Source organism: Rhizobium sp. CAU 1783, from assembly GCF_054551725.1.
This window is the reverse complement of sequence record NZ_JBTOLM010000003.1, coordinates 56,886-76,722: the sequence shown is the minus strand read 5'-3', so window position 1 is coordinate 76,722 and position 19,837 is coordinate 56,886. Positions and strand designations below refer to the sequence as shown.

23 protein-coding genes are annotated in these 19,837 nt (G+C 63.4%); 16 read left to right on the top strand and 7 right to left on the bottom strand.

Annotated features, from left to right (window positions below):
- The first annotated feature begins 97 nt into the window (after positions 1 to 97).
- From purM to ACX93L_RS14080, 3 genes are all read left to right on the top strand, one after another.
- Positions 98 to 1,171 carry a phosphoribosylformylglycinamidine cyclo-ligase gene (gene purM, locus ACX93L_RS14090; protein ID WP_459405452.1) on the top strand — a complete coding sequence of 358 codons (1,074 nt, stop codon included), beginning with the start codon at positions 98 to 100 and terminating at the stop codon, positions 1,169 to 1,171.
- Positions 1,168 to 1,824 (top strand): phosphoribosylglycinamide formyltransferase, encoded by a 657-nt coding sequence (purN, locus tag ACX93L_RS14085; protein WP_459405451.1) that lies wholly within the window; start codon positions 1,168 to 1,170, stop codon positions 1,822 to 1,824. Before purM ends, purN begins: the two co-directional genes overlap by 4 nt.
- 149 nt (positions 1,825 to 1,973) lie before the next feature.
- On the top strand, positions 1,974 to 2,921 hold the full coding sequence (locus tag ACX93L_RS14080; RefSeq protein ID WP_459405450.1) for an omptin family outer membrane protease: 948 nt from the start codon (positions 1,974 to 1,976) through the stop codon (positions 2,919 to 2,921).
- Positions 2,922 to 3,009: 88 nt separating this feature from the next.
- Here the strand turns inward: ACX93L_RS14080 and ACX93L_RS14075 are convergent, their stop codons facing one another.
- Together ACX93L_RS14075 and ACX93L_RS14070 are read right to left on the bottom strand one after the other, a co-directional pair.
- Positions 3,010 to 3,603: an NUDIX domain-containing protein gene (locus ACX93L_RS14075; RefSeq protein ID WP_459405449.1), complete on the bottom strand. Its 594-nt coding sequence runs from the start codon at positions 3,601 to 3,603 to the stop codon at positions 3,010 to 3,012.
- Positions 3,600 to 5,732 carry a molybdopterin-containing oxidoreductase family protein gene (locus ACX93L_RS14070; protein ID WP_459405448.1) on the bottom strand — a complete coding sequence of 711 codons (2,133 nt, stop codon included), beginning with the start codon at positions 5,730 to 5,732 and terminating at the stop codon, positions 3,600 to 3,602. The genes ACX93L_RS14075 and ACX93L_RS14070 overlap by 4 nt, the downstream gene beginning before the upstream one ends.
- A gap of 57 nt (positions 5,733 to 5,789) precedes the next feature.
- On the opposite strand from ACX93L_RS14070, the gene ACX93L_RS14065 reads away from it, so the two are divergent.
- The 4 genes from ACX93L_RS14065 (at position 5,790) to ACX93L_RS14050 (ending at position 8,581) form a co-directional block, all read left to right on the top strand.
- Positions 5,790 to 6,641 carry a 23S rRNA (adenine(2030)-N(6))-methyltransferase RlmJ gene (locus ACX93L_RS14065; RefSeq protein ID WP_459405447.1) on the top strand — a complete coding sequence of 284 codons (852 nt, stop codon included), beginning with the start codon at positions 5,790 to 5,792 and terminating at the stop codon, positions 6,639 to 6,641.
- A gap of 102 nt (positions 6,642 to 6,743) precedes the next feature.
- Entirely contained in the window at positions 6,744 to 7,148 is a 405-nt protein-coding gene (locus tag ACX93L_RS14060; protein WP_459405446.1) for a hypothetical protein, read from the top strand.
- A 15-nt stretch (positions 7,149 to 7,163) separates the two neighbouring features.
- Positions 7,164 to 7,949 (top strand): ribonuclease T2 family protein, encoded by a 786-nt coding sequence (locus tag ACX93L_RS14055; RefSeq protein ID WP_459405445.1) that lies wholly within the window; start codon positions 7,164 to 7,166, stop codon positions 7,947 to 7,949.
- A 35-nt stretch (positions 7,950 to 7,984) separates the two neighbouring features.
- Positions 7,985 to 8,581 carry a glutathione S-transferase gene (locus ACX93L_RS14050; protein WP_459405444.1) on the top strand — a complete coding sequence of 199 codons (597 nt, stop codon included), beginning with the start codon at positions 7,985 to 7,987 and terminating at the stop codon, positions 8,579 to 8,581.
- Positions 8,582 to 8,657: 76 nt separating this feature from the next.
- Here ACX93L_RS14050 and ACX93L_RS14045 read toward each other — a convergent pair whose 3' ends face one another.
- Positions 8,658 to 9,302 (bottom strand): outer membrane protein, encoded by a 645-nt coding sequence (locus ACX93L_RS14045; protein ID WP_169588988.1) that lies wholly within the window; start codon positions 9,300 to 9,302, stop codon positions 8,658 to 8,660.
- A gap of 364 nt (positions 9,303 to 9,666) precedes the next feature.
- Here ACX93L_RS14045 and ACX93L_RS14040 point away from each other — a divergent pair, with 364 nt between their 5' ends.
- From ACX93L_RS14040 to ACX93L_RS14020, 5 genes are all read left to right on the top strand, one after another.
- Positions 9,667 to 10,434 (top strand): SDR family oxidoreductase, encoded by a 768-nt coding sequence (locus ACX93L_RS14040; protein WP_459405443.1) that lies wholly within the window; start codon positions 9,667 to 9,669, stop codon positions 10,432 to 10,434.
- Positions 10,431 to 12,458: an excinuclease ABC subunit UvrC gene (gene uvrC / locus ACX93L_RS14035; RefSeq protein ID WP_459405442.1), complete on the top strand. Its 2,028-nt coding sequence runs from the start codon at positions 10,431 to 10,433 to the stop codon at positions 12,456 to 12,458. The genes ACX93L_RS14040 and uvrC overlap by 4 nt, the downstream gene beginning before the upstream one ends.
- A 117-nt stretch (positions 12,459 to 12,575) precedes the next feature.
- On the top strand, positions 12,576 to 13,157 hold the full coding sequence (gene pgsA / locus ACX93L_RS14030; protein ID WP_459405441.1) for a CDP-diacylglycerol--glycerol-3-phosphate 3-phosphatidyltransferase: 582 nt from the start codon (positions 12,576 to 12,578) through the stop codon (positions 13,155 to 13,157).
- 1 nt (position 13,158) lies between these two features.
- On the top strand, positions 13,159 to 13,413 hold the full coding sequence (gene moaD, locus ACX93L_RS14025) for a molybdopterin converting factor subunit 1 (RefSeq protein WP_459405440.1): 255 nt from the start codon (positions 13,159 to 13,161) through the stop codon (positions 13,411 to 13,413).
- An 87-nt stretch (positions 13,414 to 13,500) separates the two neighbouring features.
- Positions 13,501 to 13,962 carry a molybdenum cofactor biosynthesis protein MoaE gene (locus ACX93L_RS14020; RefSeq protein ID WP_459405439.1) on the top strand — a complete coding sequence of 154 codons (462 nt, stop codon included), beginning with the start codon at positions 13,501 to 13,503 and terminating at the stop codon, positions 13,960 to 13,962.
- A 6-nt stretch (positions 13,963 to 13,968) separates the two neighbouring features.
- On the opposite strand, the gene ACX93L_RS14015 is transcribed toward ACX93L_RS14020, so the two are convergent.
- Together ACX93L_RS14015 and ACX93L_RS14010 are read right to left on the bottom strand one after the other, a co-directional pair.
- Positions 13,969 to 14,718 (bottom strand): class I SAM-dependent methyltransferase, encoded by a 750-nt coding sequence (locus ACX93L_RS14015; RefSeq protein ID WP_459405438.1) that lies wholly within the window; start codon positions 14,716 to 14,718, stop codon positions 13,969 to 13,971.
- Between the two features lie 151 nt (positions 14,719 to 14,869).
- Positions 14,870 to 15,763 (bottom strand): branched-chain amino acid ABC transporter permease, encoded by an 894-nt coding sequence (locus ACX93L_RS14010; protein ID WP_459405823.1) that lies wholly within the window; start codon positions 15,761 to 15,763, stop codon positions 14,870 to 14,872.
- A gap of 60 nt (positions 15,764 to 15,823) precedes the next feature.
- On the opposite strand from ACX93L_RS14010, the gene ACX93L_RS14005 reads away from it, so the two are divergent.
- A complete protein-coding gene (locus tag ACX93L_RS14005) occupies positions 15,824 to 16,375 on the top strand; it encodes a CGNR zinc finger domain-containing protein (protein WP_459405437.1) in 552 nt (183 codons plus the stop codon).
- The gene (locus tag ACX93L_RS14000; protein WP_459405436.1) at positions 16,372 to 16,881 is read left to right on the top strand and encodes a hypothetical protein; all 510 of its coding nucleotides are present in this window, start codon (positions 16,372 to 16,374) and stop codon (positions 16,879 to 16,881) included. Before ACX93L_RS14005 ends, ACX93L_RS14000 begins: the two co-directional genes overlap by 4 nt.
- Before the next feature lie 73 nt (positions 16,882 to 16,954).
- Here ACX93L_RS14000 and ndk read toward each other — a convergent pair whose 3' ends face one another.
- Positions 16,955 to 17,377 (bottom strand): nucleoside-diphosphate kinase, encoded by a 423-nt coding sequence (ndk, locus tag ACX93L_RS13995; protein ID WP_169589008.1) that lies wholly within the window; start codon positions 17,375 to 17,377, stop codon positions 16,955 to 16,957.
- A 171-nt stretch (positions 17,378 to 17,548) separates the two neighbouring features.
- Between ndk and ACX93L_RS13990 the strand changes: the two genes are divergently transcribed.
- Together ACX93L_RS13990 and ACX93L_RS13985 are read left to right on the top strand one after the other, a co-directional pair.
- Positions 17,549 to 18,409, top strand: coding sequence for a helix-turn-helix transcriptional regulator (locus ACX93L_RS13990; RefSeq protein WP_459405435.1), 861 nt, complete (start codon positions 17,549 to 17,551; stop codon positions 18,407 to 18,409).
- Positions 18,410 to 18,452: 43 nt separating this feature from the next.
- Positions 18,453 to 19,001: a YbhB/YbcL family Raf kinase inhibitor-like protein gene (locus ACX93L_RS13985; RefSeq protein WP_459405434.1), complete on the top strand. Its 549-nt coding sequence runs from the start codon at positions 18,453 to 18,455 to the stop codon at positions 18,999 to 19,001.
- A 21-nt stretch (positions 19,002 to 19,022) separates the two neighbouring features.
- Here the strand turns inward: ACX93L_RS13985 and ACX93L_RS13980 are convergent, their stop codons facing one another.
- Positions 19,023 to 19,706, bottom strand: a complete 684-nt coding sequence (locus tag ACX93L_RS13980) for a glutathione S-transferase family protein (RefSeq protein ID WP_459405433.1) — start codon at positions 19,704 to 19,706, stop codon at positions 19,023 to 19,025.
- Positions 19,707 to 19,837: the final 131 nt, after the last annotated feature.

Below are 19,837 nucleotides of genomic sequence, written 5' to 3'. Positions count from 1 at the left end.
TGCCGGAAAACCGCCTGATCGGAGCCTGCCGGCTTGCATCCGAAGGCTCTTCATGCAATTGCCACCCGCAAATATCGACACCCATCGGAGGCACGAGATGAGCCAGTCTGAACGCAATGGTTTGACCTACAGCGACGCGGGCGTCGACATCGATGCGGGCAATCTCCTGGTCGAGAAGATCAAGCCTCATGTACGGTCCACCCGCCGTCCCGGCGCCGACGGCGAGATCGGCGGCTTCGGCGGCCTGTTTGACCTGAAGGCCGCGGGCTTCACCGATCCGGTTCTCGTCGCAGCCAATGACGGCGTCGGCACCAAGCTCAAGATCGCCATCGACGCCGGCCTGCACGACACGGTCGGCATCGACCTTGTTGCCATGTGCGTCAACGACCTCGTGGTCCAGGGCGCCGAGCCGCTGTTCTTCCTCGACTATTTTGCCACCGGCAAGCTCGACCCCGACCAGGGTGCGGCCATCGTCGGTGGCATCGCGGCCGGCTGCCGCGAGGCTGGCTGTGCGCTGATCGGCGGCGAAACCGCGGAGATGCCGGGCATGTATTCCGGCGGCGACTATGACCTCGCGGGCTTTGCCGTCGGCGCTGCCGAGCGCGGCAAGCTCCTGCCGGCCGGCGACATCGCCGAAGGCGACGTGATCCTCGGGCTCGCATCCTCCGGTGTCCATTCCAACGGCTTCTCGCTGGTGCGCAAGATCGTCGGCCTGTCCGGCCTGACCTGGGATGCAGCCGCTCCCTTCGACACGACAAAGACGCTCGGCGCGGCCCTGCTCGAGCCGACCCGCATCTATGTGAAGCCGCTACTCAAGGCGATCCGCGAGACCGGCGCCCTCAAGGCGCTTGCCCACATCACCGGCGGCGGCTTCCCGGAAAACATTCCGCGCGTGCTGCCGAAGCATCTTGCCGCTTCGATCGATCTTTCCGCGATCAGCGCGCCGCCGGTCTTCTCCTGGCTGGCACGGGTCGGCGGCGTCGCCCAGAACGAGATGCTGCGCACCTTCAACTGCGGCATCGGCATGATCGTCGTCGTCGCCGAGAAGGACGCCGCCCGCGTCGCCGAAGTCCTTGCCGCCGAAGGCGAAAAGGTCGTGACGCTTGGCCGGATGATCGCCCGCGCCGAAGGTGAAGCCGGGACCCGCTACGAAGGCACGCTCGCCCTATGACGACGGCCCGCAAACGCGTCGTCGTCTTCATTTCCGGCGGCGGCTCGAACATGGTGGCGCTGGCAGATGCCTGCGCCGCACCCGGCTTTCCGGCGGAAATCGTCGCCGTAATCTCCGACAAGGCGACGGCCGGCGGACTTGCCAGAGCCGCCGAACGCGGTATTGCGACCCATGTGTTCGAACGCCGCTCCTACACCGGCAAGGCCGAGCACGAGGCGGCGATCCTCGATGCACTCGACGCGTTGTCGCCGGACATCATCTGCCTTGCGGGCTATATGCGCCTGCTCTCCGGCGAATTCATCAAGCGCCATGAAGGCCGGATCCTCAACATCCACCCGTCCCTGCTGCCGCTCTTTCCCGGCCTGCACACCCATCAGCGTGCCATCGATGCCGGCATGATGATCGCGGGCTGCACCGTGCATTTCGTGACGGAAGGCATGGACGAAGGCCCGATCGTCGCCCAGTCAGTCGTGCCCATCGTGCCCGGCGACACCGCCGACAGCCTGGCCGCCCGAGTGCTGACCGTGGAACATCGCACCTATCCGCAGGCGCTGCGGCTGCTGGCCGAGGGAGCCGTGGGCATGGGCGCCGACGGCCGGGTAAAACGAAACGCTTACGCCGGCGATCCGGGAGCGAAGCTCGTTTCGCTCTGACGAGGCCTTGCCGCTGAAACGCAGCGGCAAAATTTGGGCCCTTTATTGGACACCACAAGACTCAGAAGTGGACGCTCCAGGCGATTGATCAAGTTGGTCAGATCCATAGGGTGGCGGCGATCGCAGCCATCACGCATGGAGACATTTTCATGACCAAATCATTTGCCCGCATCGCTCTTGCGGCCGGCGTCGCCTTCTGTCTGCCGACGCTCGCGTCTGCCGAGGACACAATCTTCACCTCGCCCGACGGCGCCTTCTCGCTTTACGGCGGTATCGGGCTTGCAAACATCAAGGCCGACGAGTTCGTCTATGACGGTTCCCACAAGGTCAGCGAGCTCAACTGGGAAACCAAGGGCATGGTTCTCTACACGCTCGGCGCCGATGCGCAGCTCGACAAGAACTGGAAGATCAAGGCAGCCGTCAACATCGGCACCGGCGGCGACGGCCACATGGTCGACTACGACTGGATGGACTACAGCAACAGCGACTGGACCGATCGCTCGATCCATCCCGATACCGAACTCGCACATTATTTCAGCGGCTCGATCGAGATCGATCGCGAGGTCTATTCCAACGACACCACGAATTTCAGCGTCGGTCCCGGTTTCCGCTATACCGATGTCAAGTGGGACGCCGTCGGCGGTTCCTACATCTACAGCACCACCGGCCATTTTCGGGACGATGTCGGCAGCTGGCCGGACGGCGATCCGGGTATCAGCTACCAGCAGAAGATCCCGGTCGGCTTCCTGGCCGTCAACGGCGAACACACGATCGGTGCCCTGACGCTCAGCGGCGGCCTGCAGGGCGGCCTGAGCTTCGGCATCGACGACATCGACGATCACTGGAAGCGCGACCTTCGTTTTTACGACAGCATGGGCGTCGCCCCGATGCTTGCCGCCAATGTCAGCGCCGACTACAAGATCACGCCCTCGGCCTCGCTTTACCTCGCCGGCTCGTTCGAACAGGTCTTCCACCGTCGTGGTGACATGAAGATCGTCGACACGACGAGCGCGACGGCCGATTCCTACGAATCCGACTCGGCCGGTGCATCCTATCAGGCGATGTCGATCTCGTTCGGCCTCAAGGGCAAGTTCTAGGGTTTCCGAGCCCCCCGCGGGCAGCGCAAGCTGTCTGCCGGCCGCGGACGTTCCTTTGCGCGTTCGCGGCCATTCTTCTTTTCAAAGACTACAACTGCCCGCGATTGAGCGCGGCCCATTGCAGCAGCATGATGGTCTTGGCGTCGATGATGCCGCCCGTTCCGATCATGGCCAGCGCCTCGTCCAGGGACAATTCGGTGATTTCGATGTCCTCGTCTTCCTCGGCAAGGCCACCGCCCTCGGCGACCTTGTCGGCAGCCGAGATGCGCGAGACATAGAAATGGACCTTCTCGGTGACCGCGCCCGGCGACATGTAGGCACTGAACAGGAAGCGCGGTGACGCCGCCCGGTAGCCTGTCTCTTCCATCGCCTCGCGGCAGACGGTCGCGACAGGATCCTCTCCATGTTCCATCGAACCCGCCGCCGCCTCGAGCAGGAAGGGCTTGTCCCCCATCAGGTGAACGGGGATGCGGAACTGGCGGACCAGCACCACTACATCGCGATCCGGGTCATAGAGGAGAACGACGACCGCCTCGCCGCGGTCGAAGACCTCCCACTGCAGTTCGACCGCGGTATCGTCCGGGCGGATATAGTCGAACACGATCCGGCGAAATTCGCTCCAGCCCTTCCACAGAAGCTCGTCCTTGCGGATGGCGATCCTGACGCGATCGAAGCGGCTCATCCGGCGGCCTTTTCCAGCCAGACCTTGTTGTCGTGGAAGGCCGCGCCCCCATGCGGGGCCGTGGCATCGGCTCCAGTCAGCACGTTGATGCCCTCGCCGTCGAGATGCGCCTTGTTGGGCCACAAGCCCTCCGCCACCAGAACGCCCGGCTTCACCGCGTCGGTGACGCTCGCATGGATGCGCAGCGTTCCGCGCCCATTGCCGATGCGGACGACGGCGCCGTCGGCGATCGAAAGTCGTGCGGCGTCGGCCGGATTGACCATCACCTGCGGCCGCCCCTCCTTCTCGCGGGACGTCGTCGTCTCGGCAAAGGTGGAGTTCAAGAAATTGCGGGCGGGAGAGGTCGCAAGCCGGAACGGATGTTCGGCGTCCGCCACCTCGATCAGGTCCACCTGGTCCGGGAATATCGGAAGGGCCGCGACGGGTCCGAGATTGCCGACGGACGCCGGAGGCTTGTTCGGCGCCCTGCCGTTCTCCCAGTCGGGGCGGAACCGGAATTTTCCGTCTGCATGGCCGAAGCCGTCGAGATAGTGGGCGGCCCGGAATTCCGGCTGGCAGTCGAACCAGCGCTCTTCCTTCAGCGTGTCGTATCCCGCCCAGCCGCTCGCCTTCAGCATGTGATCGATGTGCTCGTATTCGGAAAGGCCGAAGCCGGGCCGATCGGCGACGCCGAGCCGCTTGGCCAGTTCCTCGATGACGAAGAGGTTGGTGCGAACGGTTTCCGGCGGCTCGACGATCTTCGGTCCGAGCAGGATGTGGCTGTGGCCGCCGCCCCGGTAGACGTCGTCATGCTCGACGAACATGGTGGCCGGCATGACGATGTCGGCGACATCGGCCGTCTCGGTCATGAAATGCTCGTGCACGGCAACGAACAGGTCTTCCCGCAGGAAGCCCTGCTTCACGAGCCGCTGCTCGGGTGCGACATTGACGGGGTTGGTGTTCTGGATCAGCAGGGCGGTCACCGGACCGCGTTGACGCAGGGCCTCGGCGTCGCCCGTCAGCACACGGCCGATCTGCGACTGGTCCAGCATGCGGATGTCCGGATCGGCATAGGCGGTGCCCATCAGCTCCGACTTGTTGAGCCGGAAGATGTCGCCGTTGTTGTGGAATGCCCCGCCACCTTCATACTGCCAGGAGCCCAGCACCGTTGCGATGGAGAGCGCCGCATGCATGGCGACGGAACCGTTGCGCTGGCGGGCAAAACCGTAGCCGAGGCGGAAGAAGGTCTTCTTCGTGGCGCCGATCAGGCGGGCGAAGGCTTCGATCTCCTCGACGGTCAGGCCCGTGATCCCGGCGGCCCATTCCGGTGTACGCGACTTCAGATGCGCTTCGAGACCGGCCGGATCGTCGGCATACTTCTCCATGTAGGCGCGGTCGGCATAACCGTCACGGAAGGCGATGTGCATGACCGCGCAGGCGAGCGCCGCGTCGGTGCCCGGCCGGACGATCAGGCCCATGTCGGCCTGCTTCATCGTCGGGTTGTCGTAGATGTCCACCACGACGATCTTCGCGCCCCGTTCTTTGCGGGCCTTCATCGCGTGGGTCATCACGTTGACCTGGGTCGCGACCGCATTGGTGCCCCAGATCACCACGCAATCCGCCTTGGCGATCTCGCGCGGATCGGGTCCGCGCAGCGCCCCTGTGCCAAGCACGTAGCCGGTCCAGGCCATGTTGGTGCAGATCGAGCCGAAGAATCCCGAATAGCGCTTGGCGTGGCGCAGGCGCTCGATAGAATCGCGCTGCACCTGACCCATCGTGCCGGCATAAAAGTAAGGCCATATCGCCTCGGACCCGTGGCGGGCCTCGGCCTTGACGAAAGCGTCGGCGATTTCGTCCATCGCGTCGTCCCAGGAGATTTCCTGCCAGACGCCTTCGCCCTTTGCACCCTTGCGGCGCTTCGGTGTCAGCAGGCGGTCGGGATGATAGAGACGCTCGGCATAACGGGCGACCTTGGCGCAGATGACGCCGGCCGTATAGGTGTTGTCGGCCGAACCGCGCACCCTGCCGATACGCCCGTCGGGGCCGAGATCGACGTTCAGCGCGCAGGCGGATGGACAGTCGTGCGGACAGACCGTATGACCGGTGGTCCGGATAGGGCTCGCGATATTCATGACGTTTGTATATTGCATGGGCCGACGGCTCAAAAGCCCCATTCCGACAAATCATCGAACCCATCAGGACGACAGATGAACTACCGCCACATCTACCATGCGGGCAATTTCGCAGACGTGCTGAAGCATGCGGTTCTGGCGCGGCTGATCGTCTATCTGCAGCAGAAGGACAAGGCCTTCCGCCTGCTCGACACCCATGCGGGCATCGGGCTCTACGATCTGTCGTCGGAAGAGGCGCAGAAGACGGGAGAATGGCGGGACGGCATCGGCAAACTCCTCGACGCGGAATTACCGGAGCCGGCCGCCAGCATCCTGGCACCTTATCTCGACGCCGTCCGGAGCCTCAATCCGGAGGGTGACATCACGCTCTACCCCGGCTCGCCCAAGCTCGCCCGCATGCTGTTCCGTCCGCAGGACCGCCTGTCGGCGATGGAACTGCATCCCGACGACTGCCGCCGGCTCGCCCGGCTGTTCGAAGGCGACTTTCAGGTTCGCGTGACGGAGCTCGATGGTTGGCTGGCGCTCGGCGCGCATCTTCCGCCGAAGGAGAAGCGCGGTATCGTGCTGGTCGATCCACCGTTCGAACTGGACGGCGAATACGAACGGCTGGCCGACGGGCTGGCGAAGGCCTATCGGCGCTTTTCCTCCGGCGTCTACTGCCTCTGGTACCCGATCAAGAAGGGCGCGCCGATCGCCGCCTTCCACGAGGCGCTGAAGGCACTCGAAATCCCGAAGGTGCTCTGCGCCGAGCTTTCGGTGAAGAGCGACCGCGATCAGACCGGCCTTTCCGGCACCGGGCTCATCATCGTCAATCCGCCGTTCACGCTGAAGGACGAGCTGCACGCCATCTTGCCAGAACTAAAGCAGGTGATGGCCCAGGACCGCTATGCGTCGCACCGCTGTTTCTGGCTGCGCGGCGAGGAGTGAATCCAGGTTCTCACGAAGCCCGGCAGACCGCCGCGGCGGCCATCTGATCCCTTGACCTGGGCGGGCTTTGACAACATTCTGACGACAAAAGGGAGAGCCTCCATGTTCGCCAGATCGATCATCAGCACCGCGCTTTCGCTCACCGCAATCCTGCCCCTGATGCTCGCGACCGAGGCAAGCGCGGCGACGCCGTCCTGCGAACAGGCTGCTGCAACCGTCAACGGCCGCTTCGCCCGGAACATTCGCAGCTACCTGCAGACGGATCTTTCGATCGCCGAATTCGGGCCGATCACAGAGAACCGCCTGGAGCTGACCGACGAGACCCACCGGGTGGAGCGCCGCTACTGCCACTCGACGGTCACGACCAGCGACGGCGCCCGCCGCCAGCTCTGGTTCCTGGTCGAGGGCACCTGGGGCTTTGCAGGCGTCGGGCATTCCGTCGAGTTCTGCACGAGCGGCCTCGATCGGTGGCACGTCTACGGCGCGCACTGCAAATCCTTGCGCTGAACGCGATTTCTCATCATGCAACGCTATCTGGGGTTCATCGCCCTGTTCCTCGTCGTGGCGGGCGCGCTGGCCTACCAGTTCCTGACTGACCGCCCGGAGCAAGAAGGCGCTCCGTCGGCCAAGGTGACGGAAGCGACAAAGCCGGCTGCACCGCGACCGACAGCCCCTCCTCCGCTCGCCAGCCCGCAAACACCGAAGCCCATCAAGGCGATCCCGCAGGGCACCGGCTTCGACTTCTATGTGCTGGCCCTTTCCTGGTCGCCGACCTTCTGCCAGTCGCCAGACGGCGCGGACAACCCGGACCAATGCGGCACCTCGCGGCGTTACGGTATGATCGTGCACGGCCTCTGGCCGCAATACGAGCGCGGCTATCCCGAGGAATGTCCGACGGACGAGCCGAAGCGCGTCGCGGAAAGCCTTGGCCGGCAGATGTTCGACATCATGCCATCCATGGGGCTGATCGGCCATGAATGGCGCAAGCACGGCACCTGTTCCGGCCTCAGCCAGCGAGACTATTTTTCCGTGACCAGGGCAGCCTTCGAACGCATCGCACTGCCGGCCTCGCTGCAATCGGCGCGAAAGGAAACCCGGGTCGCGCCCGAGGCGCTCGAGCAGCAGTTCACCGCGGCCAATCCCGGTCTCACGGGGCGCGGCATGGCGGTGACCTGCGAAGGGGGAAAGCTCGAGGAGGTGCAAATCTGCCTGACCCGCGACCTTACCTTCCGCGCCTGCCCGGAAATCGACAGGAACGGCTGCCGCCAGCGATCGATATCCATTCCACCGATCCTCGAGACACGATAGGTTCCCCCCACACCAACCTCAGCCAGGACATGCCGATGAAGCTTCTTTGCGCGCCCTCCTCCCCCTATTCCTCCAAGGTCCGAATGGCAGCACGCCACCTCGGCATCGAGATCGAGGAAATCAACGTCAACACTCGGGACGACCCGGCCGCGCTGATCGACGCCAACCCGCTCGGCAAGATCCCGACGCTGGTCACCGACGAAGGTCAGGCGATCTTCGACAGCCGGACGATCATGCATTATTTCGACCGGATCGCCGACAAGCCGCTCTATCCGAAGAAGAAATCCAAGCGCACCGAAGCGGAAGTGCTGGAAGCGCTCTGCGACGGCATTGCCGACTGCCTGCTCGAGATCGTCTATGAGCGGCGCTTCCGCCCGCCGGAACTGATCAGCCAGCCCTCGATCGACCGCCAGTGGAGCAAGGTCGTCCGCGGCCTTGATCATCTGAACGCGAACATGCCGAAGTTCGGCAAGGCGCTTCACGGCGGACATTTTTCCCTCGGCGCCCTCATCGGCTACCTGATGCTGCGCTTCCCCGGGGAATGGGAAAACGGACGCACGCGGCTTGCCGCCTGGCCGAGCAAGTTTGCCGAACGCTTCGAGCCGTATCACGAGATGAAGCCGCGCGCCTGACAGGCGCCGCGACGCGAAAGACAACAAAAAAGCCGGGCTCTCGCCCGGCTTTTTCATGGTACCGATCCAGGAAGGATCAGAACTTGACGCCCATACCGACCTTGACGCTGTGGTCGTCGAAGCCCTTCGTGACGGTCGCGCCGTCGAGGTCGAAGTCGCGCTTCTGGTAGTCGCTGTAGCGGTATTCGACGCGAGCGGTGATGTTGTCGGTCACCATGGCTTCGACACCGGCACCGACGGTGTAACCAGCGGCAAGGCGCTCGTCGTTGTCGGTTGCGCTTTCCAGCTTGTGGTTGGCGGCAGCAACACCGGCCGTACCATAGATCAGGAAGGGGTTCATGTCGTAACCGACGCGACCACGGATAGAACCGTTGACGCCCTGGGTGCCAGTGTAACCGGCGCCGGCATTGCCGTCTTCGCCGTTGTAGCCGAGGTCGGCTTCAGCACCGTATACGATCTGGCCGTTCTGCATGTTGTAGCCACCGTAAACCGAACCACCGAGTGCCTTGGCATCGCGGTCGTCGCTGCCGGTGAAGCGGCCGAAGTCATAGGTCACCGCACCGCCAACATATGCGCCGGACCAGTTGCCTGCCGGTGCTGCATAGGTTTCGGTTGCAGCCGGAGCCTCCGGAATCTGGTCGACAGCATCGGCAGCCTGTGCAGCCTGAAGAGCCATCAGGCTCGTAGCGGAAGCCAGAAGAATCATAGTGAGGGTACGCATACTTGTCTCCTTTCAGTTCAGAGCCGCTCTTAAATCTAACCAACGGCGGCTCGAACGATTGATGTAAATCCCTGCCCGTTCCGAGGGCTAACATGGTTTCCAATTGAGGAAATGAAAGAGCCGAATTGTGAATTCATTGTGGCACAGCGATGACGAAATTTGGATGTTGCTTAACGGCAACAAATAAACAGTTAACCATATCATAGCGACTAGCGCGTTTTACTCAGTTTTTCGCAAGTTAAACTTAAGTTAAACGAAGACTTTCACCGCATTAACCTGAGAAAAGAATTTTGACGCGGCTATTCACAGCAAGGTTTCAAGCCATATATGCGCAGCGACGCAACAAGAGATCAGGCTGACACCCATGACAGGAAGCATACTTAGGACCGCCCTCGTGACCGGCTCGGCCAAAAGACTTGGCCGCGCGATCGCCGAGGATCTGTCTCGTCACGGTTTTGCCATTGCAGTGCACGCAAACCATTCGATCGACGAGGCGGAAGCGTTTGTCGCCTCGATCCGCGATCAAGGCGGGCGGGCCGTCGCGCTGCAGGCCGATCTGAGGGATGGCCAGGCCGCGGCCTCGCTGATGGCGAGGGCGAACGCGGCGCTCGGTCCGGTCGACCTGCTCGTCAACAGCGCCTCAGCCTTCATCGAGGACAGCGCGGAGACCTTCGAAGCTGAAACGTTCGACCGGCATTTCGACCTTCATGTCCGGGCGCCGGCGATCCTCTCGGCGGAGCTGTTGCGGCAGTTGCCGGCCGACAGCAACGGGCTGATCGTCAACATCATCGACCAGCGGGTGCTCAACCCCTCGCCGCGCTTCTTCTCCTATGGACTGTCGAAGGCCACCCTTCATGCCGCGACCTATACAATGGCCCAGGCCTTCGCACCGCGGGTCCGCGTCAACGGCATCGGTCCGGGACCGACGCTTCGCAGCGCGCGCCAGACGGAGGCGGACTTCCAGGCCCAGATCGACGCATTGCCGATGGAGCGCGGCCCGGAACTTCGGGAATTCGGGCAGACGATCCGCTTTCTTTTTGACACGCCGTCGATCACCGGCCAAATGATTGCACTCGACGGCGGACAACATCTCGCCTGGCGCGCGCCGGGCGCAATGGAGATCAATGAATGACGGGAGGAAAGCTGCCGGACGGCGGCATTCTCTATGACGGCACAGAGGAAGACGACGAGGACGTCGTTTCCGAAGTCGATTCTCCGCGCCCAGCGGCGGCGGTCGACTGGAGCGTCACGAACCTCAACGAAACCGGCCTGACCGGTGCCGACCTGATCGGCGAATTCGTCAAGCAGTTGCCCAACAGCCCCGGCGTCTATCGCATGTTGAATGCCGCCGGCGACGTGCTTTATGTCGGCAAGGCGCGCAGCCTGAAGAAGCGCGTGAGCAACTATGCCCAGGGACGCCTGCATTCCAATCGCCTGACGCGCATGGTGCGCGAGACGGCCAACATGGAGTTCGTCACGACCCGCACCGAGGTCGAGGCGCTGCTGCTCGAAGCGAATCTGATCAAGCGCTTGCGGCCGCGCTTTAACGTTCTGCTGCGAGACGACAAGAGTTTTCCCTATATCCTCATCACCGGCGACAGCCGGGCACCGGCGATCTACAAGCACCGGGGCGCTCGCAGCCGGAAGGGCGAGTATTTCGGCCCCTTCGCCTCGGCAACCGCGGTCGGCCGGACGATCAACTCGCTGCAACGCGCCTTCCTGCTCAGGACCTGCACCGACAGCGTCTTCGAAAGCCGAACCCGGCCCTGCCTGCTGTTCCAGATCAAGCGCTGTTCCGCGCCGTGCACGCATGAAATTCCTGACAGCGGCTATGCCGAACTCGTACGGGAGGCCAAGGACTTCCTCTCCGGCAAGAGCCAGAACGTCAAGGCGGCGATCGCGTCGGCGATGAACGAGGCTGCCGAAGATCTCGATTTCGAGCGCGCCGCCGTCTATCGCGACCGCCTCGCCGCCCTCAGCCACGTGCAGAGCCACCAGGGCATCAATCCTGCCAGCGTCGAGGAGGCGGATGTCTTCGCCATCCATCACGAGGGCGGCCTGACCTGCATCCAGGTCTTCTTCTTCCGCGCCGGGCAGAACTGGGGCAACCAGGCCTATTTCCCCAAGGCCGACCCGCAAATGAGCAGCGCCGAAGTGCTCAATGCCTTCCTGGCGCAGTTCTACGACGACAAGCCCTGCCCGCGGCAGATCCTGCTTTCCGAGACCATCGAGGAACAGGACCTGCTGGCGACGGCACTGACCGAACGGGCCGGCCACAAGGTGCAGATCCTGGTGCCTCAGCGCGGCGACAAGAAGGACGTGGTCGACCACGTGGCCGGCAATGCCCGCGAGGCACACGGACGCAAGTTGGCCGAAACGGCCTCGCAGTCCCGGCTGCTCCAGGGTTTCGCCGAAACCTTCGGTCTTGCCTATGTGCCGCGGCGCATCGAGATCTACGACAACTCGCACATCATGGGCACCAATGCCGTCGGCGGCATGGTGGTCGCGGGACCGGAAGGCTTCGTCAAGGGTCAGTATCGCAAGTTCAACATCCGCTCGACCGACATCACGCCGGGAGACGACTTCGGCATGATGCGCGAGGTGATGACGCGGCGGTTCTCGCGTCTCCTCAAGGAAGAAGGCAAGCCTGACCGCAGCGTCGCGCCCGACGATTCGGCCGAAGCGGCCTTTCCGGCCTGGCCCGATGTCATCTTGATCGACGGTGGCCAGGGGCAGATGACGGCCGTCAGGGCCATTCTCGACGAACTCGGGATCTCCGACTGCGTGACCGCCATCGGCGTCGCCAAGGGCGTCGACCGCGACGCCGGGCGCGAGCGGTTCTTCGCGCTCGGCAAGCCGGACTTCACCCTGCCGCCGCGTGATCCGGTGCTCTACTTCATCCAGCGTCTGCGCGACGAGGCCCACCGCTTCGCCATCGGTTCGCACAGAGCGCGCCGCAAGAAGGAGATGGTCAAGAACCCGCTGGACGAGATCTCCGGCATCGGGCCGACGCGCAAGCGCGCGCTCCTCCAGCATTTCGGCACGGCGAAGGCCGTCTCGCGGGCCGCCCTTTCCGATCTGACCGCGGTCGAAGGCATATCCGAGGCCGTGGCGAAGCTGATTTACAACCACTTTCACGAAAACGCCGCAGATTGACGTAAGGAAGGGCGACTTCCCGGCGGAAAACCTTAAAGACAATTAAGAAAAGTTGTGTTGACGGTCGCGACGGGAAACCGTCATCTACAGTCCAAATCATTTGACAGACAGGGCATCATGGCTTCGCGCGCTTACAACATTCCCAATCTCCTCACTTACGCCCGCATCGTCGCCGTGCCGTTGATCGTCGTGTGCTTCTTCATCGAGGGGAAGCTCGAGAGCTCGGATTTTGCCCGCTGGACCGGATTGTGGCTGTTCATCATCGCCTCGATCACCGACTATCTCGACGGTTATCTCGCCCGCATCTGGAACCAGACGTCCAATATCGGCAAGATGCTCGACCCGATCGCCGACAAGCTGCTGGTCGCCTCCGTGCTGCTGCTGATGGCAGCCGACGGGACGATTGCCGGCTGGTCGCTGTGGGCCGCGATCACCATCCTGTGCCGCGAGATCCTCGTCTCGGGCCTGCGTGAATATCTCGCCGCCCTCAAGGTTCCCGTTCCGGTCACCCGCATCGCCAAGTGGAAGACGACGGCGCAGATGTTTGCGCTCGCCTTCCTGCTGGCGGGTCCTGCCGGTGACAAGGTGCTGCCCTACACCACCGAGGTCGGCATCTCGCTTTTGTGGATCGCCGCCCTCCTGACCATCTACACCGGCTACGACTACTTCCGCGCCGGCCTGAAGCACATGGTGGACTGAGATGGTCAAGCTCGTCTATTTCGCCTGGGTGCGCGAGCGGATCGGCAAGGGCGAGGAAGAACTCAAGCTTCCCGCAGAGGTAAAGACTGCGGGCGACCTGATCGCCCATCTCGCCACACTGGGCGAGGAATACGAAAACGCGCTGCAGTTTCCCAAGGCGATCCGCGTTGCGATCAACCAGGAACATGTCGAGCATGACGAGCCGATTGCCGGCGCCCGTGAGATCGGCCTTTTCCCGCCGATGACAGGCGGCTGAACGCATGCGACCGGAAAGCCCGTCTGTTCCGGTTCGTGGTGGCAAGCCGGTTGCACTGCGACGCGACAAGGTCGAAGGACTTCAGAGATGACCCCGCTCACCGTACGTGTCCAGTCGGAGGACTTCGACCTATCGGAAGAAAGCCGGGCACTGACCGAAGGGCGCACCGATGTCGGTGCCGTGGTGTCCTTCGTCGGTCTTTGCCGCGACGAGGCGGGCTCGCTTTCCGCGCTTGAACTCGAGCATTATCCCGGCATGGCGGAAGCCGAGATCCGCCGTATAGGCGAGACCGCCATCGCCCGTTTCGGCCTTCTCGGGCTGACCGCCGTCCACCGCCACGGCAAAATAGCGCCGGGCGGGCAGATCGTGCTGGTCATCGCCACCGCACCCCATCGTCAGGCCGCCTTCGACGGCGCCAACTTCATGATGGACTACCTGAAGACCTCGGCACCCTTCTGGAAGAAGGAGCATCGCAAGGATGGCTTCAGCGGTGACTGGGTCTCGGCCAAGGATGCCGACGACCGCGCCCGCGACCGCTGGAAGGACTGAGCCGGCCTACATCCGATAGATGTAGAGCCTCGTCTTGCGGCCGTCGTTGACGTCGACCATCGCATAGGGCGGCTGGTCCGGTACCGCGAAACTGTTGCTGACGAAGAGCGTGCCCGGCCGCATCTCGGCCTTGGCCTTGGCGAACATCTTCGGCATCGGCACCGGCGAAAGGAAGCAGTAGACGACGTCGTGCGCCGAAAGGTTTTCGTCCCATATGTTGCGATAGACGAATTCGGCGTTCGGAAGGTTCTGAAACTTCAGCCTCAGCTTCGACGCCAGGAAAACCAGGGGTGCGGTTTCGACGCCCCGGACGCGCAGTTTCGGATGGGTCCGGGCGAGGAAGGTGACGACGCCGCCCATGCCGCTGCCGAGGTCGACGAAAGATTTTGCGCCGTGGTCGGCGACGATCCCGCTCAAGGAACGCCACGTCTTGCGGTTGGTGAGATAGAGCGGCACCTGTTCGGAGGCGCTGTTCCAGTAGATCAGCGCGCAGACCGCGAAGGCGGCGAGATAGGCCCATGCCGGAACGACGGCGTTGAAGGCGACGGCCAGCGGAAGAAGGATCTGGATCGGGATCCAGAAGGCCGAAAGGCCAAGCACCCTGCCCAGCAGCGCCGCGGCAAGGCCCTGGGCAACCAGCAGAAGCGGACCGGCGACCGGAAGATACGGTCGAAGATAGAGAACGAGCGCCAGGACCAGCCCTTGCGACAGGGCCACCTTCAGCCAGGGAAACAACTGCCGGCGAATGCTATTCATGGCGTCCGTTGCGCTTTGATGGTGTCTGGTCACGAACCGGCTCGACCGGTTCCTCTCCGACATAAAGCGCGCGGCACTGCCGCCGTCAATCGCATCCCCCTCCACTCTCCACGGGAATGCGCCACGCCTCCCCTCAAACCGGCGCCTCGCCTCAGATCCGTGCCTCGCGGCGGAAGAGGACGGCAAGCAGGATCAGTGCCGAGAAGAGCGCGACATCGCGCCACACCAGGGGAAGATACGAACTCCAGAAGGTTTCCGCGGCCCCGTAGCACGCGGCCCCCAGAGCCGACCGCAGCGGCACCGCATAGCCGCCGATCGCCGCCACCAGTACGACCTTCAGGCCGAACATCATGCCGGACGAAAAGTCCATCGTGCCGTAGTAGGAGGTGGCGAGCACGCCGCAGACCGTCGCGACGAGTGCGGCCGAGAGATAGGACAAGGTGAACACGGCATCGGAGTCGATGCCTGTCAGTCGGGCCGCATCCGGATCGTCGGCCACCGCACGCCAGACACGCCCTGCCCGGGTGCGCTCCAGCAGGAGATGGCCGATGAAGACGAGGCAGGCCATGATTGCCGCATTGCCAATCTGGATCACGGTCAGCCCCACCTCGAACGCGCCCTGCCGAAGGAAGATGATCCGGGTGTTGAGGAAGGGCGACAACCAGAGTTCGCGGCTGTCCATGGCCAGGCGCATGGCCTCGGAGAGCAGGATCAGCAGGGCGAGCGACGCGACGATGACCGCGTTGGGCGAATGCTTGTGCAAGGGCCGCATCACGTATCGCGCGATGCCGGCTGCGGTCACCAGCGTATAAAGCAGGGACAGGACGGCGGCGAGCGCGAGCGCCGCCGGCAAGATCAGAAGCAGGCGATCCCAGGCGAACTGGGCAAACAGCAGGAAGACCTGACCGGAAAAGGCGAAGAGCGCACCGTAGGTGATATCGGGGCGGCGCGTCATGCCGAAGATCAATGCATAGCCGAAGGCCAGCGCCCCATAAAGCGCGGCGATCGGCACGGCATTCGCGAACTGCTGCACAAGATAGATCATCATCGTCTCCGTGCGCATTTTATAACTGGTAAAAACCGTTTTACCAGTTATAATTTCATCATGACCTTTTCCTGGACTCCCCATCGTTTCGCCGGGGGCGCACTCGCGCTCGATGTCGCCAACAGCGTGATCCTGCGCTTCGACGACACGCGGCGTATCGACCGCTTTTCCGAGCCGGAGCAGCTGCAGGCCTTTCCCGCGGCGGCCGCGGAATTCTCCGCCGAACGGGCGCTCTTCGGTCGGCTCGAACCTGTCGCGGAGGAGAACACGGAGGGTTTCATCCGCCTGCGCGAAGCGATCGACCGGCATTTTCGCGCCCGGGTGGCCGGACTGGATGACCGGGCAAGCCTCGCCGACCTGCTCGAGGCCGCCGCCGCCATGCTGCGTGCCGCCGGTTCGGAAACCGCACTGGAAGCGGCCGTCGCGCATTCCGCCCTCCGGCTCATCTCGATGCCGGAGGAGGATCGCCTCAAGATCTGTGGCAATTGCGGATGGCTGTTTATCGACAAGAGCCGCAACCGGAGCCGCACCTGGTGCGACATGGCCGTGTGCGGCAACCGCATGAAGGCGCACCGCCACTATCAGCGCACCCGCAAGGAGGGCACACAATGACGAAGGTCCGGGACATGCTGTCGCTCGTCCTTGCTCTCCTGGCGCTTTCGGGTTGCCAGCGCGAGGATGCGGAAGAGCCGCTGGTCGTCTCCGGCAAGGTGTTCATCTTCAACTACCGCGTGGCACAGGCAACGGCCGTGATCACGCTGGCACGCAACGGCACGCTACCCGACGACAGCTATGTGGAGACGACGTTCGAGAATCCGGCGGGCGGCGCACCCCATGTGACGAAGTCGAGGATCTTCCCCTTCTGGAAGAAGGTCACGCTCGAAAGTCCGCCGATGCGCTGCGTGCGCAAGGACCACCCTTACGCGGTGTCGATCCGGATCGTCGACGGCGGCGGACGGCAGTTGCAGGCCATCGACACAACCGTCGTTTCAAGCCTCGACCAATCCATCCTGCCGACCAAACCGCTGGTCGTCGGGCCGGTCTACACAAAGAATCCGGAGGTTTTCAAAGCCGATGGGACCACCGACTATGCGCAGGACACCGCCTGCCCGAAATGAAAAAACCGGGGCCTCTCGACCCCGGTTCCATCAATGTTCGCAAGGTCTTGAGAGACCCCGCTCAAAGCTTGATTCAGCCGACGATTTCGGTGTCCGCGAACCAGTACTTGATTTCCTGGGCAGCGGTTTCCGGGGCGTCCGAACCGTGAACCGAGTTCTCGCCGATCGACAGGGCGAACTGCTTGCGGATCGTGCCTTCGGCGGCCTGGGCCGGGTTGGTGGCGCCCATGATCTCACGGTTCTTGAGGATGGCGTTCTCGCCTTCGAGGACCTGAACGATGGTCGGACCGGAGGTCATGCCTTCAACCAGTTCGCCGAAGAAGGGACGTTCCTTGTGAACGGCGTAGAAGCCTTCAGCTTCGCGCTTGCTCATCCAGACGCGCTTGGAGGCGACGACGCGCAGGCCGTTGTCCTCGAAAACCTTGGTGATGGCGCCCGTCAGGTTGCGCTTCGTTGCGTCCGGCTTGATCATCGAAAAGGTGCGTTCAATCGCCATCGGTGTAGTCCTTTTGTCTTATGGGAAAGTGGGCGGTTTCTACCCGCCTCAAGCCCTGAAAACAAGGGGTGTGGACGAATTTCACGCGAGCGTCATACTATTCGCCGCCATCCGACGACAATGCCGGCCGAACCACGGCAATCGCGCCACGCCAACCAACGGGAGCAGTCCATGCAGAAGTTTTCCGAGAGTGCGCAGCGCTCCTTGCGCGCATTGCCCGAGCTCGCCGTTCACTGCTCGATCCTGCAGGCATCGACGGGCCAGTTCCGGCAGTTTCTGATAGACCAGCCGGCCATCATCCTTGTTCGCCATGGATGGAAGCGGGTCCTGACTGAACAGACAGAAGTGACGGCACACCCCGGCGAGGCGATCTTCCTGCCGCAGGGCCTGGAATGCACGGTGATCAACGGAACCGGCGAAACCGGCGCCTATCATTCCGACGCCTATGCGCTCACGCCGGGGCTCGTGGCGCGTTATGCCGATCCGAGCCTCAAGCCGACGGGCGACCCGACCTTGCTCGAACCGGACCAGGGGCTGCTGGGCGCACTCGACCGCGCGGGCCAGACGATCGCGCAAGGGGCGAAGACGGACAGCTCAGTGCATCGCCATATTCTCGGCGAACTGGTCATCCGGCTGCAGGCGCTCGGCATCGGCCTGCTGCCCGACAGCCGCGAGAGCCTCGCACTGCGCATCCGCACGCTCGTGCGCACCGATCTCGCAGCAGACTGGCCGGCAGGCACGGTCGCGCAGGCCGTCGGCATGAGCGAGCCGACGCTGCGGCGCAAGCTCGCGCTCATAGGAACCAGCCTGAGCGACATCATAGCGGATGTACGAATGACCGCCGCCCTCGGGCTGCTGCAGGCGACGGAACTGCCGATCAACCGGATCGCCCTCGATGTCGGTTATGAATCCGCCTCGAAGTTCGCGGCCAGGTTCCGGGCCCGGTTCGGCCTCTCGCCCCGCGATATCCGGGTCCCGGCGGATGAGCGCTCCGGAGCAGACTTCGAGCGCCCCAGAGCCGCGGCTGAGTGATCCGGGGACTATTCTTGTGCTCCAAATCGAAAAGGAGCCGATCATGTCATTCAAAACCTTCATTGCGGTCGCCGGACTGAGCACACTCTGCAGCGTCCCTGTGCTCGCCGCCGACTTCACGCTTGCAAGTCCCGACATCACCGACGGCGGCAAGCTCGGCGAGGCACAGGTCGCCAACACGTTCGGCTGCGCAGGCAAGAACGTGTCGCCGGCGCTTACGTGGCAGAATGCGCCGGCCGGCACCAGGAGCTTCGCCGTCAGTGCCTATGATCCCGATGCGCCGACCGGTTCCGGCTTCTGGCATTGGGTGATGTTCAACATCCCGGCAGACAGCACCGGACTTGCGGCGGGCATCACGCCCGACAGCGGCGCGCCGAAAGGAGCGGTTCAGAGCCGAGCCGATGCCGGCTTTGCCAGCTATCTCGGTGCCTGCCCGCCCCCGGGTCAGACCCACCGCTACGTCTTCACCGTCACGGCGCTGTCGGTCGACAAGCTGGAACTCGACCAGAACGCGAGCGGCGCTCTCATCGGTTTCATGACGAACGCAAACGCTCTCGCCAAGGCGTCGATCACCGTCACCTACGGCCGCTAAGCCGACCCGGTCCGGCGTTTCTCAGGCGACCGCCCTAGCCTGCCCCTCATAGAGGTCGAGGCAGCGTTCGAACCAGAGGCGCGCCGGATCGTCCTCGGCCAGATGGATCGATCCCGTGGTGATGCGCAGCCATTGCAGGGCACCAAACGGGATGTAGTCGGCAAAAAGCGGGCTGTCGCCACCGATGAAGGGCTGGAATTTCAGCATGTGCCGCAAGGGCTCGAGCTTGGCGGGAAAGGCGGCGATCTCGGCCGCACGATCCGGTGCCACTTCCTCGAGCGGCTTGCCGAACCGTTCTTCGCGGTTCGCACGGAAATAGTCCTGGTCGACCGGCGCCAGCATGCCGTGGATGTCGAGAAGCGCAATGCGGGTGATCGCCGTGTGCAGGACCATCTGCGAGTACCCCTCAATGAAGCGCGACAGGGCCTTGCCGCCCTCGCCGCGGAACAGCGACGGGCGATCCGGGTAGATCTCTTCGAGGTAGAGGGCAATCGCGAAACTGTCGGCGACCCTATGCTCGCCGTCACGCAGCAGCGGCACGAGCCTGGTTGCACCATTTTCGACCTTCGGGATCTCGGTGAAGGGCAGCGGCACTTCGGAGAAATCGAGCCCCTTGTGGTGCAGCGACATGACGGTTTTCCAGCAATGGGGCGAAAACGGGCGTGCGCTGTCCGCACCGCAAAGGCTGTAAAGTGTCATGGCCATCGATCGTTCCTCGTGAAGCGGCGGCCGCCGACGGCGGCCTGAAGCGCGTGCATTCGAGGCGAGAATTTGGCAACAATCAAATCAGGAAATTTCATGGGTGATATCACCCCCACTTGCCATTTTTCCGGCTA

Excerpts from the sequence above, each read along its gene's own strand:
- purM (WP_459405452.1), top strand. The coding sequence starts at position 98 with ATGAGCCAGTCTGAACGCAATGGTTTGACCTACAGCGACGCGGGCGTC.
- purN (WP_459405451.1), top strand. The coding sequence starts at position 1,168 with ATGACGACGGCCCGCAAACGCGTCGTCGTCTTCATTTCCGGCGGCGGC.
- ACX93L_RS14080 (WP_459405450.1), top strand. The coding sequence starts at position 1,974 with ATGACCAAATCATTTGCCCGCATCGCTCTTGCGGCCGGCGTCGCCTTC.
- ACX93L_RS14075 (WP_459405449.1), bottom strand. The coding sequence starts at position 3,603 with ATGAGCCGCTTCGATCGCGTCAGGATCGCCATCCGCAAGGACGAGCTT.
- ACX93L_RS14070 (WP_459405448.1), bottom strand. The coding sequence starts at position 5,732 with ATGCAATATACAAACGTCATGAATATCGCGAGCCCTATCCGGACCACC.
- ACX93L_RS14065 (WP_459405447.1), top strand. The coding sequence starts at position 5,790 with ATGAACTACCGCCACATCTACCATGCGGGCAATTTCGCAGACGTGCTG.
- ACX93L_RS14060 (WP_459405446.1), top strand. The coding sequence starts at position 6,744 with ATGTTCGCCAGATCGATCATCAGCACCGCGCTTTCGCTCACCGCAATC.
- ACX93L_RS14055 (WP_459405445.1), top strand. The coding sequence starts at position 7,164 with ATGCAACGCTATCTGGGGTTCATCGCCCTGTTCCTCGTCGTGGCGGGC.
- ACX93L_RS14050 (WP_459405444.1), top strand. The coding sequence starts at position 7,985 with ATGAAGCTTCTTTGCGCGCCCTCCTCCCCCTATTCCTCCAAGGTCCGA.
- ACX93L_RS14045 (WP_169588988.1), bottom strand. The coding sequence starts at position 9,302 with ATGCGTACCCTCACTATGATTCTTCTGGCTTCCGCTACGAGCCTGATG.
- ACX93L_RS14040 (WP_459405443.1), top strand. The coding sequence starts at position 9,667 with ATGACAGGAAGCATACTTAGGACCGCCCTCGTGACCGGCTCGGCCAAA.
- uvrC (WP_459405442.1), top strand. The coding sequence starts at position 10,431 with ATGACGGGAGGAAAGCTGCCGGACGGCGGCATTCTCTATGACGGCACA.
- pgsA (WP_459405441.1), top strand. The coding sequence starts at position 12,576 with ATGGCTTCGCGCGCTTACAACATTCCCAATCTCCTCACTTACGCCCGC.
- moaD (WP_459405440.1), top strand. The coding sequence starts at position 13,159 with ATGGTCAAGCTCGTCTATTTCGCCTGGGTGCGCGAGCGGATCGGCAAG.
- ACX93L_RS14020 (WP_459405439.1), top strand. The coding sequence starts at position 13,501 with ATGACCCCGCTCACCGTACGTGTCCAGTCGGAGGACTTCGACCTATCG.
- ACX93L_RS14015 (WP_459405438.1), bottom strand. The coding sequence starts at position 14,718 with ATGAATAGCATTCGCCGGCAGTTGTTTCCCTGGCTGAAGGTGGCCCTG.
- ACX93L_RS14010 (WP_459405823.1), bottom strand. The coding sequence starts at position 15,763 with ATGATCTATCTTGTGCAGCAGTTCGCGAATGCCGTGCCGATCGCCGCG.
- ACX93L_RS14005 (WP_459405437.1), top strand. The coding sequence starts at position 15,824 with ATGACCTTTTCCTGGACTCCCCATCGTTTCGCCGGGGGCGCACTCGCG.
- ACX93L_RS14000 (WP_459405436.1), top strand. The coding sequence starts at position 16,372 with ATGACGAAGGTCCGGGACATGCTGTCGCTCGTCCTTGCTCTCCTGGCG.
- ndk (WP_169589008.1), bottom strand. The coding sequence starts at position 17,377 with ATGGCGATTGAACGCACCTTTTCGATGATCAAGCCGGACGCAACGAAG.
- ACX93L_RS13990 (WP_459405435.1), top strand. The coding sequence starts at position 17,549 with ATGCAGAAGTTTTCCGAGAGTGCGCAGCGCTCCTTGCGCGCATTGCCC.
- ACX93L_RS13985 (WP_459405434.1), top strand. The coding sequence starts at position 18,453 with ATGTCATTCAAAACCTTCATTGCGGTCGCCGGACTGAGCACACTCTGC.
- ACX93L_RS13980 (WP_459405433.1), bottom strand. The coding sequence starts at position 19,706 with ATGGCCATGACACTTTACAGCCTTTGCGGTGCGGACAGCGCACGCCCG.